The sequence below is a fragment of the Streptomyces sp. NPDC058632 genome (genome assembly GCF_042717095.1).
Lineage (GTDB): Bacteria > Actinomycetota > Actinomycetes > Streptomycetales > Streptomycetaceae > Streptomyces.
This window is the reverse complement of record NZ_JBHXQZ010000101.1, coordinates 1-17090: the sequence shown is the minus strand read 5'-3', so window position 1 is coordinate 17090 and position 17090 is coordinate 1. Positions and strand designations below refer to the sequence as shown.

At 71.5% G+C, this 17090-nt stretch carries 17 protein-coding genes; 12 read left to right on the top strand and 5 right to left on the bottom strand.

Annotated elements, in window-relative coordinates:
- Window positions 1-61 precede the first annotated feature (61 nt).
- A complete protein-coding gene (locus ACFWVE_RS29470; RefSeq protein WP_384020437.1) occupies window positions 62-442 on the top strand; it encodes a hypothetical protein in 381 nt (126 codons plus the stop codon).
- On the opposite strand, the gene ACFWVE_RS29465 is transcribed toward ACFWVE_RS29470, so the two are convergent.
- The gene (locus ACFWVE_RS29465; RefSeq protein WP_384020397.1) at window positions 420-1112 is read right to left on the bottom strand and encodes a FadR/GntR family transcriptional regulator; all 693 of its coding nucleotides are present in this window, start codon (window positions 1110-1112) and stop codon (window positions 420-422) included. The genes ACFWVE_RS29470 and ACFWVE_RS29465 overlap by 23 nt on opposite strands.
- A gap of 70 nt (window positions 1113-1182) precedes the next feature.
- Here ACFWVE_RS29465 and ACFWVE_RS29460 point away from each other — a divergent pair, with 70 nt between their 5' ends.
- The 4 genes from ACFWVE_RS29460 to ACFWVE_RS29445 all read left to right on the top strand — a co-directional run bounded on the left by ACFWVE_RS29460 (window position 1183) and on the right by ACFWVE_RS29445 (window position 3760).
- On the top strand, window positions 1183-2592 hold the full coding sequence (locus ACFWVE_RS29460) for a CynX/NimT family MFS transporter (RefSeq protein ID WP_384020394.1): 1410 nt from the start codon (window positions 1183-1185) through the stop codon (window positions 2590-2592).
- A gap of 93 nt (window positions 2593-2685) precedes the next feature.
- A complete protein-coding gene (locus ACFWVE_RS29455; protein WP_095534108.1) occupies window positions 2686-2802 on the top strand; it encodes an SGM_5486 family transporter-associated protein in 117 nt (38 codons plus the stop codon).
- A gap of 168 nt (window positions 2803-2970) precedes the next feature.
- Window positions 2971-3177: a hypothetical protein gene (locus ACFWVE_RS29450; protein WP_384020390.1), complete on the top strand. Its 207-nt coding sequence runs from the start codon at window positions 2971-2973 to the stop codon at window positions 3175-3177.
- Window positions 3178-3241: 64 nt separating this feature from the next.
- A complete protein-coding gene (locus tag ACFWVE_RS29445; RefSeq protein ID WP_384020387.1) occupies window positions 3242-3760 on the top strand; it encodes a SixA phosphatase family protein in 519 nt (172 codons plus the stop codon).
- A 101-nt stretch (window positions 3761-3861) separates the two neighbouring features.
- On the opposite strand, the gene serB is transcribed toward ACFWVE_RS29445, so the two are convergent.
- Window positions 3862-5070 (bottom strand): phosphoserine phosphatase SerB, encoded by a 1209-nt coding sequence (gene serB, locus ACFWVE_RS29440; protein WP_384020384.1) that lies wholly within the window; start codon window positions 5068-5070, stop codon window positions 3862-3864.
- A gap of 152 nt (window positions 5071-5222) precedes the next feature.
- Window positions 5223-7223 carry a streptophobe family protein gene (locus ACFWVE_RS29435; protein ID WP_384020381.1) on the bottom strand — a complete coding sequence of 667 codons (2001 nt, stop codon included), beginning with the start codon at window positions 7221-7223 and terminating at the stop codon, window positions 5223-5225.
- Window positions 7224-7468: 245 nt separating this feature from the next.
- Here ACFWVE_RS29435 and ACFWVE_RS29430 point away from each other — a divergent pair, with 245 nt between their 5' ends.
- The gene (locus tag ACFWVE_RS29430) at window positions 7469-10000 is read left to right on the top strand and encodes an FHA domain-containing protein (RefSeq protein WP_384020434.1); all 2532 of its coding nucleotides are present in this window, start codon (window positions 7469-7471) and stop codon (window positions 9998-10000) included.
- A 113-nt stretch (window positions 10001-10113) separates the two neighbouring features.
- Here ACFWVE_RS29430 and ACFWVE_RS29425 read toward each other — a convergent pair whose 3' ends face one another.
- Window positions 10114-10857 (bottom strand): transglycosylase SLT domain-containing protein, encoded by a 744-nt coding sequence (locus tag ACFWVE_RS29425; RefSeq protein WP_384020378.1) that lies wholly within the window; start codon window positions 10855-10857, stop codon window positions 10114-10116.
- 463 nt (window positions 10858-11320) lie between these two features.
- Here ACFWVE_RS29425 and ACFWVE_RS29420 point away from each other — a divergent pair, with 463 nt between their 5' ends.
- The 3 genes from ACFWVE_RS29420 (at window position 11321) to ACFWVE_RS29410 (ending at window position 13549) form a co-directional block, all read left to right on the top strand.
- Window positions 11321-12502, top strand: coding sequence for a GAF domain-containing sensor histidine kinase (locus tag ACFWVE_RS29420; RefSeq protein WP_384020374.1), 1182 nt, complete (start codon window positions 11321-11323; stop codon window positions 12500-12502).
- Window positions 12495-13136: a response regulator gene (locus ACFWVE_RS29415; RefSeq protein WP_384020371.1), complete on the top strand. Its 642-nt coding sequence runs from the start codon at window positions 12495-12497 to the stop codon at window positions 13134-13136. Before ACFWVE_RS29420 ends, ACFWVE_RS29415 begins: the two co-directional genes overlap by 8 nt.
- 167 nt (window positions 13137-13303) lie before the next feature.
- Window positions 13304-13549 carry a chaplin gene (locus tag ACFWVE_RS29410; RefSeq protein WP_384020368.1) on the top strand — a complete coding sequence of 82 codons (246 nt, stop codon included), beginning with the start codon at window positions 13304-13306 and terminating at the stop codon, window positions 13547-13549.
- Between the two features lie 105 nt (window positions 13550-13654).
- On the opposite strand, the gene ACFWVE_RS29405 is transcribed toward ACFWVE_RS29410, so the two are convergent.
- Window positions 13655-14437 (bottom strand): hypothetical protein, encoded by a 783-nt coding sequence (locus ACFWVE_RS29405; RefSeq protein WP_384020365.1) that lies wholly within the window; start codon window positions 14435-14437, stop codon window positions 13655-13657.
- A gap of 152 nt (window positions 14438-14589) precedes the next feature.
- On the opposite strand from ACFWVE_RS29405, the gene ACFWVE_RS29400 reads away from it, so the two are divergent.
- The 3 genes from ACFWVE_RS29400 to ACFWVE_RS29390 all read left to right on the top strand — a co-directional run bounded on the left by ACFWVE_RS29400 (window position 14590) and on the right by ACFWVE_RS29390 (window position 17029).
- On the top strand, window positions 14590-15387 hold the full coding sequence (locus ACFWVE_RS29400; RefSeq protein ID WP_384020362.1) for an ABC transporter ATP-binding protein: 798 nt from the start codon (window positions 14590-14592) through the stop codon (window positions 15385-15387).
- A gap of 105 nt (window positions 15388-15492) precedes the next feature.
- Window positions 15493-15924, top strand: a complete 432-nt coding sequence (locus tag ACFWVE_RS29395) for an NfeD family protein (RefSeq protein ID WP_384020360.1) — start codon at window positions 15493-15495, stop codon at window positions 15922-15924.
- Window positions 15925-16093: 169 nt separating this feature from the next.
- The gene (locus ACFWVE_RS29390) at window positions 16094-17029 is read left to right on the top strand and encodes an SPFH domain-containing protein (protein ID WP_384020357.1); all 936 of its coding nucleotides are present in this window, start codon (window positions 16094-16096) and stop codon (window positions 17027-17029) included.
- The last annotated feature ends 61 nt before the right edge of the window (window positions 17030-17090 follow it).

The window sequence follows — 17090 nt, the reverse complement described above, 5'->3', positions numbered from 1 at the left end:
GATCCCCCCTCCCCAGCACGGCCGAGGAGGTCCCCTTGTGCGCTTCTACCGCCTGGCCTCGATGACCGTCGCCGTCGCTGCGGGTATCGGACTCGTGCCGATCCTGTCGTACGACGCGATGCCGTACGACGCGATGCCGCACGCGCGCGTGCACCCCGCCGACGCGGGATCGGACGACGACGGGCCTGGCGACGCGGCGGCCGACGATCCGTTCGGTGCCGCCTGCCGGATCGGGGTCGACGGGTCCTGGGTGACCGCGTACTGCCACAACCCCTACCCGGACACCGATCACGTGCGCCTGCACATCGAGTGCCTCCGTTGGTGGGACCTCGACAGCGACAGCCCCCCGGTGGCCGCCGGACCCGCGCAGACCGTACGGCTCGCCGGACGCTGCTGGGACGAGGTCGGGACGGCGTGGATCAGCCACCGGAAGGCGGGCTGACGCGCCCCGGACGGCACACGAGCGGGTAGGAGGCGGCCTCCTCGGCCGCCGTCGCCGCGTCACCCGCGCGGATCGCGTCCAGCAGCCGCGCGTGGTCCATGTGCGTCTCCGGGGTCAGCTCCTGGCCCACGTCGTCGCGCAGCCAGTCCCGCAGCACCTCGCTCAGGTCCGCGTACAGGGCGATCAGTACGTCGTTGTGGGACGCGGCCACGACGGCGAGGTGGAAGGTGGCGTCCGCCGCCACGAACGGTTCCGCCGCACCGGACTCCCAGGCCTCCTCCCGGCGCAGCAGCAGCGTGTCGAGCTGCTTGAGGTCCTTCTCGGTGCGTCGCCGTGCGGCCAGCCGCGCCGCGGACGCCTCCAGGGTGGAGCGCAGTTCCGCGATGTGCCCGGGGTCGGCGTCGGCGAAGCGGCGGTGCATCACACCCGCCAGCTCGCTCGTGGCGACGACATACGTGCCCGAGCCCTGGCGGATGGCCAGCAGCCCGTTGTGCGCCAGCGCGCGGACGGCCTCGCGGACCGTGTTACGGGCCACCCCCAGCTGCTCGACCAGCTCCGGCTCGGTCGGAATGCGGGAGCCGACCGGCCACTCACCCGAGGTGATCTGGGCGCGCAGGGCGGCGATGACCTGCTCGGACAGTGCGGAACGGCGGGGATGACTCAGGGGCATGGCACACCTTCGCACGGCGGCGGCGTCGGGTGGCGCCTCCGACATGGACAACCAATCATCCCATGATTCTATGATGGACATCATGGTTGGTGAGGAATCCCGGACGGTCACGTCCACGACGGCGCGCACAAAGGCTCCGGCGTCCGACGGCACGGAGCCCGGTGACAGGGGGGCGGGCGAGGCCGGACGGGCCGGCACGCGCGCGTGGACGATACGGCTGCTCGTCGTCGGCATCGTGGTGGCGGCGCTGAACCTCCGCCCCGCCATCACCAGCCTCGGGGCACTGCTCGAGGAGGTCCGTACCGGACTCGGCATGAGCGGCACCACGGCCGGGCTGCTCACCTCCGTGCCCCCGCTGTGCTTCGCCGTCTTCGGTGTCACCGCCCCGCGGCTGGCCCGCCGCTTCGGACCGGGTGCGGTGGTGTGCGCCGGCATGGCCGCCATCGGCACCGGTCTGCTGATCCGTCCGTTCACGGGGAGCACGGCGGGCTTCCTGGCGGCCAGCGCCCTCGCGCTCATGGGCATCGCCGTCAGCAACGTCCTGATGCCGGTCATCGTCAAGCAGTGGTTCCCGGACCGGGTCGGCTCCATGACCGGCCTGTACTCCATGGCCCTCGCCCTCGGCACGGCCCTGGCCGCCGCGGTGACCGTGCCGGCGGCCGAGGCGCTGGGCGGGAACTGGGAGTCGGGACTCGCCCTGTGGGCCGCGCTCGCCGCGGCCGCCGTACTGCCCTGGCTCCCGTTCGTGGGGAAGCGGGGCCGGGGTCCGGCGGAGCGGACGCCCGCGCGGGAGCGGCCCAGGACGGAACGGCACACGCCGGGAGAGGACGCACGGGGGCAGCGGGTGTCCGGGCGGCACCCGTCACAGGAGCAGGAGCCCGCACCCGAGCTGCGGATCACCCGCAGCCGGACCGCCTGGGCACTCGCCGTCTTCTTCGGACTCCAGGCGACCGCCGCCTACATCACCATGGGCTGGATGGCGCAGATCTTCCGGGACGCGGGCGTATCCGCGAGCACCGCCGGGCTGCTCCTCGCGCTCACCATGGTGATGGGGGTGCCGCTCGCCTTCGTCATCCCGCGCGTCGCCACACGGCTGCCCCGGCAGGGCCCCATCGTGGTCGTGCTCGGCGTGAGCGGCCTGATCGGATACGCCGGGCTGTACATGGCGCCCGCCGCCGGCGCCCCGGTCTGGGCACTGCTGCTGGGCATCGCCAACTGCGCCTTCCCGCTCGCGCTCACCATGGTCGGGATGCGGGCCAGGTCCGGCGCGGGTGTGGCCGGGCTGTCGGCCTTCGCGCAGAGCACCGGCTATCTGATCTCCATCCCGGGCCCCCTCCTGGTGGGCATCCTCTACCAGCACAGCGGCGGCTGGGGCCTCCCCCTCGCACTCATGTCCGCCCTGCTGATCCCGCAGATGATCGCCGGCGTGCTGGCGGGCCGGGCCCGCACGGTGGAGGACGATGCGGCGGCCACCCGCTGAGCCGGGGCCCTCCGGTTTTCCGCGCCCTCACCCTGTCCCGCCCCGCCTCACCCCGGAGCACACCGGACCGCCGGCGGGTGCGAGACTTGCCCCATGCCAGTCCTCGACCCGAACCCCCAGAACGGCCAGAAGAAGATGCTGCTCGTCTTCGGCGCGTTCTTCGCCATCTTCATCGTCATCGGTGTGATCGCGAGCATCCTGGCGCCGTGACACCCCCGCCGCCCGGGCCGAGGGCTCATGGGGGTGCCGGCACCCCCATCCCCTAGGGGGCCAGGCTCAGGGTCAAGTGGGTGGGTCACCGGATGGGTCGACGGCCCGGGAGTACATACCTTCGAGATGTGGCCGCGAGACGCGGACCCCTCGAAGAGCGGAGGCCCCATGTCGGCGCGCACGCACACCCGGCCCCACCCGGCCTCCCGGGGCGGCGTCGACATCCGGCTGCCGTGGTGGGCCCTCGCCCTGCCCACGCTCGCCTTCGTCGTGCTGCTCACCCTGATCCTGAACCCCGCCGACGCGCACGCGGCGGCCGCCGAGCCCGGGATCACCCACCTCATCGAGCGGGCACAGCAGCTCATAGCCCGCTGAGTACCCCGGAAACGGCCTCCAACTCCCTGCGCCTCATGGCCTGTTTCGTGCGAAGCTGGGTCACATGAGCGTCGCAGAACCTCGCAGGATTGTCCTTTTCCGGCATGCGAAGGCCGACTGGCCACCGGTGACCGACCACGAGCGCCCGCTCGCCGAGCGCGGCAGGACGGACGCCGCGGTCGCCGGACGCAAGCTCGTCGACTCCGCCATCGCCTTCGACCTGGCCCTGTGCTCCACCGCGACCCGGACCCGGGAGACGTGGAAACTCGCGGTTCACGAGTTCCCGCAGCGACCGAAGACCGTGTACGAGGAGCGGATCTACGAGGCCTCACCCGGTGAGCTGATCGCCCTGCTGAACGAAACCCCGGACGACGCGCAGAACGTGCTCCTCGTCGGCCACAACCCCGGCGTCCAGGGAGCGGCCGAGATCCTCGCCGGATCGGCCGAAGGGGACGCGGGCGAGCGGATGAGCCGCCGCGGCTGTCCGGCCGCCGCGTTCGCCGTGCTGTCCTTCACCGGTTCCTGGAAGTCGCTGGAGCCGGGCGGCGCCACCCTGCTCGACTACTGGGCTCCCAGCGAGTGACCCTCGCGGCATGACAGCGGGGCCCGGCACCGACGGCGTGGACCGGATGCCGGGCCCCGCTCCCGCAAGGGCGCCGGGCGGCCGCGAATCCTTCGCGCGGCTCACTCCGGGTCGAGGACGTCCGCCGCCTCGACCTCTTCGCGCGTGATGCCCAGCAGATACAGGACGGTGTCCAGGAAAGGGAAGTTCACCGCGGTGTGGGCGGCCTGACGTACCACCGGCTTGGCGTTGAAGGCGACACCGAGACCCGCCGCGTTGAGCATGTCCAAGTCATTCGCGCCGTCGCCGATCGCCACGGTCTGCGACAGCGGAACCCCCGCTGCGGCGGCGAACCGGCGCAGCAGCCGCGCCTTGCCCGCCCGGTCCACGATCTCGCCCGTGACCCGGCCGGTCAGCTTCCCGTCGACGATCTCCAAGGTGTTGGCGTGGGCGAAGTCCAGCGCCAGCCTCTCCTTCAGATCGTCCGTGACCTGGGTGAACCCCCCGGAGACCACACCCACCTGGTAGCCGAGCCGCTTCAGCGTGCGGACCAGGGTGCGGGCGCCCGGCGTCAGCCGTACCTCGCTGCGCACCTTGTCCACCACGGAGGCGTCCAGCCCCGCCAGCAACTGCACGCGTGCGTGCAGCGACTGCTCGAAGTCCAGTTCCCCGCGCATCGCCGCCTCGGTCACCTCGGCGACCTTGTCCTGGCACCCGGCGTGGGCGGCGAAGAGCTCGATCACCTCGTCCTGGATGAGCGTGGAGTCCACATCCATGACGACCAGACGCTGAGCCCGCCGGTGCAGCCCGGCCGCGACGACGGCGACATCGACCCCGAGCTTCGCCGCGTCGGTCACCAGGGCGGTGCGCAGCGGCTCCGTCTCCACCCCGGACACCGCGAACTCCACCGCGGTCACCGGGTACTTGGCGAGCCGGAAGACACGGTCGATATTGGCGCCGGACCGGGTGATCCGCGCGGCGATCGCCGCCGTTGTCTCGGCGGTGAGCGGGTGGCCCAGCACGGTGACCAGGGAACGGCCGAGCCCGCGCGGGCGGTTGTCGCCGATGCCGGAGATGATCTCCGCCTGGAGCTTCATGGACTCCGCCCAGCTGTGGACGGTCGCCCGCAGATTGCCCTCCAGGCCCTGCGCCGGCTCGGTCACGAGCGCGCACAGCACGATTCGGCCACGCGTGACGACCTGCTCGATGTCGACCACATCGACGGAGTAGGCGGCGAGAGTGTCGAAGAGGCCGGCTGTGATGCCCGGCCTGTCCTTGCCGAAGATCTTGACAAGGAGCGTGGGAACGTCCGAGGTCTGCGATGCGCTCATGGTGTTCCCACCGTATCCGGCACGCAGTGCCCCGCGCGCCCGAGGTCCGTCTGGCGGACAGCGAACTCTCGGCGTCGCCGAGGTGTCCCGGACCTTACGGGCCCCGGGCGCCGTCTCCCTCGCGGTCCCTCCCCGCCTCCGCTCCGTCTCCCTCACCGCCCGCCGCCGGGCCTGCGCGGCGCCGGGGGAGGAGGCGGCGGGGGCGGCGGCCCCTCGTCCGGCCACAACGGCGACCGCCTCCCGACCGACGGCCCGGAACCCCGGCCGGCCCCGCCGCTCCCGGGCCGGCCGCCTCGGGGCCGGCCGCGCGGAGGCGGCCCGACGGGGCGGATCACGGTGGGAGCACCGGAGACGCCGTCGTCGCCCGGTCCGCCCGCGTTCGGTCCGCCCGGCATGTCGTCGTCCCCGGCGGGCTCGTCCGCCGTCCGGCCGGGCGGCCGCATGTCACCGAGTGCCGGTGGCGGACCGGGCCGCTGCCGCCCTTCCCCGCCCGGGCGCGCGTCCTGCGGCTCCCGCAGCTCCTCCGGCACGACCAGATACGGATTGGTGCCCGGATCCGGTGGCCGGTACGGCACCCCCGGCACATACGGCCCGGCTCCCGTCCCGGACGGCGGCCCGCTCTCCGTACCGTCGACAGCCCCGACGCCCCGTACGACCTCCGTACTTCCCGCACCCGCCGCACCCGCCGCGCCTCCCGTGTCCCCCGAGCCCTCCCCGGCCCGGACACCCTCCCGCGCCGGGGCCGCCGCCCGCGCCAGTGGTGCCGCCCGCCGCCCCGCGGCCCCGCTCACCCATGCCAGCAGCGCCCCCGCGGCGCCCGCGCCCGCACCCCAGGCGGCCCCCAGGAGCAGTGCCATGCCGAGGTTCCCGTGCAGTTCCAAGCCCGCGCCGAACGCGTCGAAGCCGAGCACGGACAGCGAGGCGTTCGCCGACACCTCCGTCAGCCGGGCCAGCAACGGAAGGGCCAACGCCGTCGCGACCCCCAGCCGCAGCGCACACCGCCCGGCGAACGCCGCACCCCCCTCCCGTACGGCACCCGCACCGGCCGCCGCCCCCAGTGGCGTCCGCACCGCGGCCAGTACGCCGGCCAGCAGCATCGTCACCGCGGCCGCCACCGCCAGCAGCCACACCCGCCCGTCGAGCTCGGCCAGCCGGGCCAGCGTGACCGGCCGATCGGAACCCGTGCGCAACAGGTCGTCCACGGGGTGCGGCAGAACACCGAGCAGCGCACCCGTCGCCCGCCCGTCCCAGGGCACGAACAGCCCGATCGGGACGCCGAGCCACACCCCGTTCGGCGCGCCCAGCAGGGCGGCTCCCGCGATCCGCCGGGGATGGTCGTCGCCGATCGCCGCGTACCCCGCCGCAGCGAGCCCCGCCGCCACCGCCACCAGCCCCGCCACGACCAGGGCGGACACGGCCGGCCGTACGACGCGGTGCGCGGCGTCCCAGCCGCGCGGCAGCGGAGTGCGCCGGGACGCCAGCAACGCGACGGCCAGGATGCCGACCGCCCAGCACAGACCACCGAGCAGCGTCGGCACCGTGTCGACGGTGAACCCGACCGCCGCCCGCGCCTCGACGAGGTCGCCGATCCGGTCCGGCAGCGGACCCCCGACGTCCCCGAGGTCACCCAGCCCCGGAATCTCCAGCCCACCACCGCCCGGCAGGTCGTCCAGGCCCAGCGCACCCCCGTCGAACGTCACGACGTCGTGGCCCGCCCACACCAGTCCGCCCGACATCGCCACGAAGAACGCCACGACCGTGCCCGCGCGGGCGACGAGTTCGGCCGGTGACACCACGGTCCCCGCGGCCCGCAGGGACCGTAGGAAGAAGTACGACAACAGCAGCGCGCCGACCAGACTCACCCCCAGTGGCGTGATCTCGACGGCCGTGCTCGCCTCCGCGCCCGACAGCCCGAACGCCGACACGTCGCCGGACGGGGTGACCGAACCGCCGGCCGCCAGCGCCACCACAGCGGCCGTCATCGGCCCCGGCGAACCCGCCGAGTCCGCGTCCAGCAGCCGCAGCCCCAGCGCCGCCGTCCCCGCCATCCCGATCAACGCCCAGCTCACCGCGGCGACCGCGGACATCACGACGTCCACCCACGGCACGCGCGTGTCCTGCCCCGCGGTACCGACGCCCGTGGCAGCGTTCACGGCAGACCCCCCGATCCGATCCGTTCCGCGGCGAGGTGGCCGCGCATGTCCCCCTCGCGTGGATTACCACTCTCCGGTCCGGTTTCCACCCCGTCAATGGCGGCGCCCACAGCGCCCGGGAGCCCGCTTCGCAAGGCCCGGATTTCGGTCGGAGGACCGAGCCTGAAATAGTTCCCCCCGATGTTCGACATCCCTAGACTCCCTGCGATGGGGGAAATTCGGGGGACAACTCAGTGGGGCATGGAGTGCCGGAACTCGTACTGGAATCAAACGGACGGACCTGGACGCTCGATCCGTCCAGGTCGTACACCCTGGGACGTGATCCGCAGGGGGACGTCGTGGTGGACGATGCCAGGGTGTCCTGGCGTCACGCCACGATCAGCTTCAACGGCCGCAACTGGGTCGTCGAGGACCACGGCAGCACCAACGGCACGTTCGCGCAGGGGCAGCGGATCCACCATCTGGAGATCAGCTCCGACACGGCGCTGAACCTGGGCAACGCGACCGACGGGCCGCGCGTGACCCTGACCGGCGCCGCGGCCCCGGCCGCCTCGCCGCAGGCACAGCCGCAGCAGCCGTACGCCGCGCAGGGGGTACAGGGGGTACAGGGAGCGACCCCGGGCTGGGTCCAGCAGGGGCAGCAGCAGGCGCAGGCCCAGGGCGGCCGGCAGCAGCCGCCGGCACCGCAGCAGTCCGCGCCGCGCGTCCCGCAGCAGCAGGGTCCCGGGGGTGCCGCGGGGGCGCCGCCGATGTACGGCGACCGCAGTCCGACCACGTTCCACCAGTTCTCGCTCGGCCGCGTGATGCGGATCGGCCGTGCGCTGGAGAACGATCTGGTCGTCTCCGACCTGCAGGTCTCCCGCAACCACGCCGAGTTCCACTCGACGCCCGACGGTCGCATGGAGATCCGCGACCTGGGCTCGCACAACGGCACCTACGTCAACGGTATGCCGATCGCCAAGGGCGGCACGCAGCTGCTCGGACCGACCGACATCGTGGGCGTCGGCCACTCGACGTTCCGGATCGTGGGCGACCGGCTCGAGGAGTTCGTCGACACCGGTGAGGTCTCCTTCTCCGCCCGGCACCTGACCGTCACGGTCGACGGCGGCAAGCAGATCCTCAAGGACGTCTCCTTCGGCGTGCCCGAGAAGTCGCTGGTCGCGGTCATCGGCCCGTCCGGCTCCGGCAAGTCCACCCTGCTCAAGGCGCTCACCGGATACCGGCCCGCCGACCGGGGCGAGGTCCTCTACGACAACCGGAACCTCTACAAGCAGTTCGCCGAGCTGCGCCAGCGCATCGGTCTGGTCCCGCAGGACGACATCCTGCACAAGGAGCTGACCGTCAAGAAGGCCCTCAAGTACGCGGCCAAGCTCCGCTTCCCGGCCGACACCACGGCCGCCGAGCGCGACGCCCGCATCGACGAGGTGCTGCGCGAGCTGAAGCTGGACATCCACAAGGACAAGAAGGTCACGTCCCTCTCCGGCGGCCAGCGCAAGCGGGTCTCGGTGGCCCTGGAGCTGCTCACCAAGCCGTCGCTGATCTTCCTGGACGAGCCGACCTCGGGCCTCGACCCGGGCATGGACCGCGACGTCATGCAGCTGCTGCGCGGACTCGCCGACGACGGGCGCACGGTCCTCGTCGTCACGCACTCCGTGGCGGAGCTGGCGATCTGCGACAAGCTCCTGGTGATGGCGCCCGGCGGTTCCGTCGCCTACTTCGGCCCGCCCGACGAGGCGCTGAACTTCTTCGGCTACAACACCTGGGCCGACGTCTTCTCCGCCTTCGAGAACTACCGCGACTACGACTGGGCGGGCCGCTGGAAGGGCTCGCAGCACTACCAGATGTACGCCGCGGACATCGACGCGGTCGCGTCGCAGCCCGTACAGGTCCCGGCGATGCAGGCGATGCGGCCGCCGAAGCCGCAGGGCTGGATGTCGCAGTTCGTCACACTGGTACGCCGCTATGTCTCGGTGATCGTCTCCGACAAGGGCTTCCTCGCCCTGACCGTGGTCCTGCCGGCCGTGCTCGGCCTGGTCAGCCTGCTCATCGACCCCGACAGGGGACTGCTGCCGAACGAGCCCAACGCGGCCGGCCGGACCATTCCGAACGGCACGGCGACCACGGTCCTGCTGATCCTCGCGGTCGGCGCCTGCTTCGCCGGCGCCGCGAACTCCGTACGTGAGCTGATCAAGGAACGGGTCATCTACGAGCGGGAACGCGCGACCGGTCTGTCCCGCTCGGCGTATCTGATGTCCAAGGTGTTCGTGCTCGGCATGGTCACCGTGCTGCAGGGCCTGATGGTCGGCATCATCGGTTTCTCCAGCAGGGAGATCCCCGAGGAGGGGCTGGTCCTCGGCGGCTTCACCCTGCTCGAGCTGTCCATCCCGATCATGGCGCTGGGCTTCACCTCGATGATGTTCGGCCTGATCATCTCCGCGCTGGTGAAGACCGCCGAGAAGACCATGCCGCTGCTGGTGATGTTCGCGATCATCCAGGTCGTGTTCACCGGCTGCCTGTTCGCGCTGCACGGCGCGGTCGGAGTCAACCAGTTCTCGTTCCTGATGCCGTCGCGCTGGGCGGTCGCCGCCGCCGGTGCCACGCTGGACTTCAACAGGATCAGCCCGCCGGAGACGCCGGGCGACACCGACCCGCTGTGGGAGCACACGGCCGGGGCCTGGTTCATGGACATGGGCGCGCTCATCGCCCTCGGTGTGGTCTGCGGCTTCTTCGTGGCCCGCTTCCTGCGCCGCCACGAGCCCGAGGTCATGCGCAAGTAGCCGGAGCGGCCGTCCGCGCGCCGTACGCCCCGAAGGGCGGCACCCCGTCAGGAGGGTGCCGCCCTTCGGCGTATCCGTTCGCGTCAGGTCGCGAGAAGAGGTCCGCGCCGACCTCAGTACGCGCTGTTGACGTTGTCCATGGAGCCGTACCGGTCCGCCGCGTAGTTGCAGGCGGCGGTGATGTTCGCGACCGGGTCGTAGATGTTCTTCGACGTGCCCGGGACGTGGTACGCAGAGAACGTCGGCGGGATCACCTGCAGCAGCCCCTTGGACGGGATGCCGTTCTGGGCGTTGATGTCCCAGAGATTGATGGCCTTCGGGTTGCCCGAGGACTCCCGGATGATGTTGCGGTGGATGCCCTCGTACGAACCCGGGATACCACGCTTCTTCATGATGTCCAGGGACTCACGGATCCAGCCGTCGAGGTTGTCGGCGTAGCGCTTCTGGGCGGGCTTGCCGGTGTCGCCGCGCGGGCCGTCCCACTGGCGGTCGCCGGAGCGTCCTGCCCGGTCGCTCTCGCGCTCCCGCTCGGCCTTCTCCTTCGCGGCGGCCGCGTCGGTCTTCTTCTCGGCCGCGGCGTCGGTGGCGGCCTGCTTCTTCGCGGCGATCAACTCGGTCTTCACACCGGCGCCGGCCAGCTGGTCGGTGACGGTGCCCTTGACGTCCTTGATCGGCTCGGTGCTGTAGGCGATCCGCGCGGTGGAGGCCGCCTCGCTCGTGGTGGTCGTCGACGCGTCGCTCGGTGTGGCCGAGAAACCGATGGCCGCGGCGCCGACGGCGGCGACACCGGCGACGGCGATCTTGTGATGGCGGTTCAGAGCACGGGCGTGCCCACGGATGAGGAAGTTCTTCGACATGGGTGGGGGACCTCTTCGAATAGCGCGGAGGTCGCTCAACGTCCGGTGGGGACAGTGGTTGTTCCGGCACGGGCGCCATGGGGGAGAACCCACGGCACTGAGCGACGGGAGCCATTCTTAGCGGCCGCAAAATGGCGAGGCAAAGGTGTGACGTACGAAGCCGAGTAGTGGATCAGGGGTGCACATGCCGGGCGAATCGGACTATACGCCCGGCGTGTGTGTCCGTTATGTATCTCCTATGCGTGTTCGTACGTGATGTGCGTCCTATGCCCGGCCTCACACCCGGAACCCTTTTTCCTCACGGACTGTTGCTGAAGCAAGCCACGGGGTAAGGGGTCTCGGCCGGTGCTCCGACCGGCCGTCGGCGGCTCCCGGTGCGCCCGGGGTCCTACGACCTCCGGTCCAGGTCGTCGCCGTCGCCGGACGGATCCGCGGTGCCGGAGCCCGCCGGTACCGTGAGGACATGAGCCACGGTCCCCCGTCCGGTCTCGCCGCGGTGAGCACCGCGTTGCTGGCCATGAGCAGGCACCTCGAGGTGCGCGACGTCCTCAAGACGATCGTCGCCTCGGCCCGTGAGCTGCTCGACGCGCAGTACGCCGCGCTCGGCGTCCCCGACGACCACGGCGGCTTCGCCCAGTTCGTGGTCGACGGCGTCAGTGACGCGCAGTGGAAGGCCATCGGCCCCCTCCCGCGCCAGCACGGCATTCTCGCCGCGATGCTGCGCGAGGACAGGCCCCAGCGCCTCGCCGACGTGCGCAGGGACCCCCGCTTCGAGGGCTGGCCCAGCGCCCACCCCGATCTGGTCGACTTCCTGGGCCTGCCCGTCCGCGACGGCGACGAGGTCATCGGGGCCCTCTTCCTCGCCAACAAGCTGAGGCCCGTCAAGGGACACCCCGCACAGGCCTCGGGCGGTCCCGGGCCGGCGGGCACCTGCGGCTTCACCCAGGACGACGAGGACGTGCTCGGCATCCTGGCCCAGCACGCCGCGATCGCCCTCACCAACGCCCGGCTCTACGAGCGCAGCCGCGAACTGACCATCGCCGAGGAACGCTCCCGCCTCGCACACGAGCTCCACGACGCCGTCAGCCAGAAACTGTTCTCCCTGCGCCTCACCGCCCAGGCGGCCGCCCGCCTCGTGGACCGCGACCCGTCCCGGGCCAAGGGCGAACTCCAGCAGGTCGCCGCCCTGGCGGCCGAGGCCGCCGAAGAACTGCGTGCCGCGGTCGTCGAGCTGCGCCCCGCCGCCCTCGACGAGGACGGCCTCGTCGCCACCCTCTGCACCCAGGTCCAGGTCCTCGACCGTGCCCACAGCGCGCGCGTGACCTTCACCGGTCACGGTGCGCGCGCCCTGCCCGCCACCCAGGAGGAAGCGGTGCTGCGCGTCGCCCAGGAGGCGCTGCACAACGCGCTGCGGCACGCGGAGGCCGGCCGTGTGGACGTCACCCTGGAACGCCGGGGCAGCGGCGCCGTCCTGCGGGTCGCCGACGACGGCAAGGGCTTCGACCCGGGGATCATCCGCCGCGCGGGACGCCATCTCGGCCTGGTCTCCATGCGCGACCGGGCGAGCGGGGTCGGCGGCAGCCTGACCGTGGAATCGGCGCCCGGCAAGGGCACCACGATCGAGATGGAGGTTCCCGGTGGCTGACGCGATCAGGGTGCTGCTGGTCGACGACCACCAGGTGGTCCGCCGGGGCCTGCGCACCTTCCTGGAGGTGCAGGACGACATCGAGGTCGTCGGTGAGGCCGCGGACGGAGCCGAAGGAGTCGCCCTCGCCGACGAGTTGCGGCCCGACGTGATCCTGATGGACGTCAAGATGCCGGGCATGGACGGAGTGGACGCCCTGCGCCGGCTCCGCGAACTGGACCACCCCGCGCGCGTGCTGATCGTCACCAGCTTCACCGAGCAGCGCACCGTGGTCCCGGCCCTGCGTGCGGGCGCCGCCGGATACGTGTACAAGGACATCGACCCCGACGCGCTCGCCGGCGCCATCCGCTCCGTCCACGCCGGGCACGTCCTCCTCCAGGCCGAGGTCGCCGGCGCCCTGCTGGCCCAGGAGGAGACCCACTCGGGTCAGGGCCGGGCCGGGTCGCTCACGGAGCGGGAACGCGAGGTGCTCGGCCTCATAGCGGACGGCCGCTCCAACCGGGAGATCGCCCGCGCCCTGGTGCTGTCCGAGAAGACCGTGAAGACGCACGTCTCGAACATCCTGATGAAACTCGACCTGTCGGACCGCACCCAGGCCGCCCTGTGGGCCGTACGGCACGGGTTGAGCACGTGACGTCCGGCGCGCCGTGACGTTCGGGGCCGGGCGGATGGTTCCCCTCCGGTCCGAGATTCATACTGTCGTGGGAATGGCCCCCGGATGGCGCATCCTTCTTCGGCCCCCGCCGTTGTTCCGTACGTACCGCGGCGCCTGCCGCGGTGACCGCGAGGAGGGCTCGGAAAGTGAAGAACCTGAAGAAGGCAGCGGCCGTGACGATGGTGGCCGGCGGACTGCTCGCCGCCGGTACGGGTATGGCCTCCGCCACCGACGGCGCGCACGCCGACGGCAAGGCCGTGGGGTCCCCCGGCGTCGTCTCGGGCAATGTCATCCAGGTCCCCGTCGACGTCCCGGTCAACGTCTCCGGCAACAGCGTCAACGTGATCGGCCTGCTGAACCCCGCCTTCGGCAACGTGGCGGTCAACGGCTGACGCCTGTCACCGACCCGGTGACGACACCGGCCTCCCGGCCCCACCCGGGGGGCCGGTCGGCGTCGTCGGTATGGCCGGGATCACCGGGGTCGACCAGCACTCACCTCAACCCCGCTCCCGCTCCTCCACCACGGAGTTGTACGCCGCGACCTGCGCCCGCCGGGCCGTCCGCTCCACCGGCCGCAGCGCCTCCCCGCGCGCCGCCATCTCCGATGCGCTCACCGCGCCCCCGTGCCCGTTCGTACGGGCCAGCGCGACCAGCGCCCCGACCCGCTGCGCCAGCTCCAGCACCCGCACCGCCCGCGGCGGATATCCCGGCGCCAGCACCTGACGTCCCGCCTCCGCCCGCGCCCGGTACGCGTCGATCGCCGCCTCGGCCACCGGCCCCGACCCGGCCAGGTCCAGCCGCGTCAGGACCTCGGTCGCCTCCCTCAGCGCCTCCGCCAGCTCCCGCTCCGCCTCGCCGAGCGAGGGCACGTCGGCGGGCGGCGCCTCCCGCACCGGCAGGCAGTGCCAGACGACCTCCACATGCACATCGCCCTCGGGCCCGGCCTCCCGCACCCGGGGCACCAGCCCGAAGGGGGCCCCGTGACCGATCACCGCCTCCCCCGCCTCCAGCGCCCGCGCGTTGAACTCCGGCGGCCCGCTCAGCCCCAGCGGATGCCCCGGCGTGGGCAGCGCGATCCGCAGCCCGGTCACCCCGAGCACCCGCAGCCGCCCCAGCGCCAGCGTGAGGCCCACCGGTGCGGACTCGCCCGGCACCCCCTCCACCCGGTGCACCGCGTCGTCGCCGACGACGGCGAGCACGGCGTCGTCCGGCGAGACAAGACCGGCAACAAGGGCATTTCCCCATGAGGTGAGACGTCCTGAACGTGGTTCCGAGAGCATGCCCCCACCCTAAGGACCGGACCGATGGGATGGCCGGGCCGACCGGTGGCGTAGATTTCATGAAGGGCTGCGCCCATGGGGGGCGGCGGACCGACCACAGGTGTACGACACAGCCGGGACCCGGCCACACTGCAAGGGGAGACAACGCGCTCATGAGCGATGTTCTGGAGCTTCAGGACGTATCCGTGGTCCGCGAGGGCCGGGCTCTGGTGGACCAGGTCTCCTGGTCGGTCAAGGAGGGCGAGCGCTGGGTCATCCTGGGTCCCAACGGAGCCGGCAAGACCACTCTCCTCAACATCGCCTCCAGCTACCTGTTCCCCACCGCGGGCACCGCCACCATCCTCGGAGAGACCCTCGGCGCCCCCGGCACCGACGTCTTCGAACTGCGCCCGCGCATCGGCATCGCCGGAAACGGCATGGCCGACAAGCTCCCCAAGCACCAGACGGTCCTGCAGACCGTACTGACCGCCGCCTACGGCATGACCGCCGGCTGGCAGGAGGAGTACGAGGAGGTCGACGAGCAGCGCGCCCGCGCCTTCCTCGACCGTCTCGGCATGTCCGAGTTCGTGGACCGCAGGTTCGGCACCCTCTCCGAGGGCGAGCGCAAGCGCACCCTCATCGCCCGCGCGCTGATGACCGACCCCGAACTGCTGCTCCTCGACGAGCCCGCCGCCGGCCTCGACCTCGGTGGCCGCGAGGACCTCGTACGCCGCCTCGGCCGCCTCGCCCGCGATCCGATCGCCCCCTCCATGGTCATGGTCACGCACCATGTCGAGGAGATCGCCCCCGGCTTCACCCACGTGCTGATGATCCGCCAGGGCAAGGTCCTCGCCGCCGGCCCGCTGGAACTCGAGCTCACCTCCCGCAACCTCTCCCTCTGCTTCGGCCTCCCGCTGCTCGTGGAACAGGTCGGCGAGCGCTGGACCGCACAGGGCCTGCCGATGGCCTGAGGCCGGCTCAGCGGCTTCCGTTCGCTCAGAACCCGTGCGGAGAAGGTCCTTTCAAACGCCTCGGCGCCCTGTCGGTGACCGGGTGCGCGGTCCTACCATGACCACGTGGACATCGACGCGTGGCTCTGGTGGCTGATCGGCGCGGCAGTACTCGGCATCGCGCTGGTGATCACCGCGATGCCCGAACTCGGCATGCTCGCGGTGGGCGCCGTCGCCGCCGCGGTGGTCTCCGGAATCTTCGGTGGCGGCGCCGTGGCCCAGGTCGTGGTCTTCGCCGTCGTCTCGACCGCTCTCATCGCCGTCGTACGGCCCATCGCGAAGCGACAACGTACACAACGCCCCCAACACGCCACCGGCGTGGACGCCCTGAGGGGCAAACAGGCCGTCGTGCTGGAGCGGGTCGACGGCTCCGGCGGCCGGATCAAACTGGCCGGTGAGGTGTGGTCGGCACGTGCCCTCGACTCCGGTCAGGTCTATGAAGTCGGACAGGAAGTGGACGTTGTGGAGATCGAGGGAGCCACGGCCATCGTCATGTGACCGCGCGACCTGCGCGACCGACCTCGTACGACGTGTTCCCACAGGACAACAACTGGACCGAACAGCCAGCGAGTTGTACTACGGTCTGGCAGACTCGATCAGCAAGATCCTCAACAGCCGTAAGATCTTCCGAAGGCGCCGAGGCGAAGAAGGGTACGGGGAACCGACGATGGAACCGGTCATCATCGTTCTGATCATCCTGGTGGTGTTGGTCTTCATCGCCCTGATCAAGACGATCCAAGTCATTCCACAGGCAAGCGCCGCCATCGTCGAGCGCTTCGGCCGCTACACACGCACACTCAACGCGGGCCTCAACATCGTCGTCCCGTTCATCGACACCATCCGCAACCGGATCGACCTGCGCGAACAGGTCGTCCCGTTCCCGCCCCAGCCGGTGATCACCCAGGACAACCTGGTCGTCAACATCGACACCGTCATCTACTACCAGGTGACCGACGCGCGGGCCGCCACCTACGAGGTCGCCAGCTACATCCAGGCGATCGAGCAGCTCACCGTCACCACCCTGCGCAACATCATCGGCGGCATGGACCTCGAGCGCACCCTGACCTCCCGCGAGGAGATCAACGCCGCCCTGCGCGGCGTCCTCGACGAAGCCACCGGCAAGTGGGGCATCCGCGTCAACCGCGTCGAGCTCAAGGCGATCGAGCCGCCCACCTCCATCCAGGACTCGATGGAGAAGCAGATGCGCGCCGACCGCGACAAGCGCGCCGCGATCCTCCAGGCCGAAGGTGTCCGGCAGTCCGAGATCCTGCGCGCCGAGGGCGAGAAGCAGTCCCAGATCCTGCGCGCCGAGGGTGAGGCCAAGGCAGCGGCCCTCAGGGCCGAGGGCGAGGCCCAGGCCGTCCGTACGGTCTTCGAGGCGATCCACGCAGGCGACCCCGACCAGAAGCTGCTCTCCTACCAGTACCTCCAGATGCTCCCGAAGATCGCCGAGGGCGACGCCAACAAGCTGTGGATCGTCCCCAGCGAGATCGGGGACGCGCTCAAGGGCCTGTCCGGCGCCATGGGCAACTTCGGTGGCCTCGGCGGCGGCGGCAACTCGGGTGCCGCCACGGAGCGCCGGGAGAAGCCCTCCATCGACTGACCGGGGGACCGGCAGTACGTGAAGGGCAGTACGTGAAGGGCAAAACGGCGGGGCCCGCTTC

Bases quoted from the DNA above. Each gene is read 5' to 3' on its own strand.
- ACFWVE_RS29470 (WP_384020437.1), top strand. From the start codon at position 62: ATGACCGTCGCCGTCGCTGCGGGTATCGGACTCGTGCCGATCCTGTCG.
- ACFWVE_RS29465 (WP_384020397.1), bottom strand. From the start codon at position 1,112: ATGCCCCTGAGTCATCCCCGCCGTTCCGCACTGTCCGAGCAGGTCATC.
- ACFWVE_RS29460 (WP_384020394.1), top strand. From the start codon at position 1,183: ATGATGGACATCATGGTTGGTGAGGAATCCCGGACGGTCACGTCCACG.
- ACFWVE_RS29455 (WP_095534108.1), top strand. From the start codon at position 2,686: ATGCCAGTCCTCGACCCGAACCCCCAGAACGGCCAGAAGAAGATGCTG.
- ACFWVE_RS29450 (WP_384020390.1), top strand. From the start codon at position 2,971: ATGTCGGCGCGCACGCACACCCGGCCCCACCCGGCCTCCCGGGGCGGC.
- ACFWVE_RS29445 (WP_384020387.1), top strand. From the start codon at position 3,242: ATGAGCGTCGCAGAACCTCGCAGGATTGTCCTTTTCCGGCATGCGAAG.
- serB (WP_384020384.1), bottom strand. From the start codon at position 5,070: ATGAGCGCATCGCAGACCTCGGACGTTCCCACGCTCCTTGTCAAGATC.
- ACFWVE_RS29425 (WP_384020378.1), bottom strand. From the start codon at position 10,857: ATGTCGAAGAACTTCCTCATCCGTGGGCACGCCCGTGCTCTGAACCGC.
- ACFWVE_RS29420 (WP_384020374.1), top strand. From the start codon at position 11,321: ATGAGCCACGGTCCCCCGTCCGGTCTCGCCGCGGTGAGCACCGCGTTG.
- ACFWVE_RS29405 (WP_384020365.1), bottom strand. From the start codon at position 14,437: ATGCTCTCGGAACCACGTTCAGGACGTCTCACCTCATGGGGAAATGCC.
- ACFWVE_RS29400 (WP_384020362.1), top strand. From the start codon at position 14,590: ATGAGCGATGTTCTGGAGCTTCAGGACGTATCCGTGGTCCGCGAGGGC.
- ACFWVE_RS29390 (WP_384020357.1), top strand. From the start codon at position 16,094: ATGGAACCGGTCATCATCGTTCTGATCATCCTGGTGGTGTTGGTCTTC.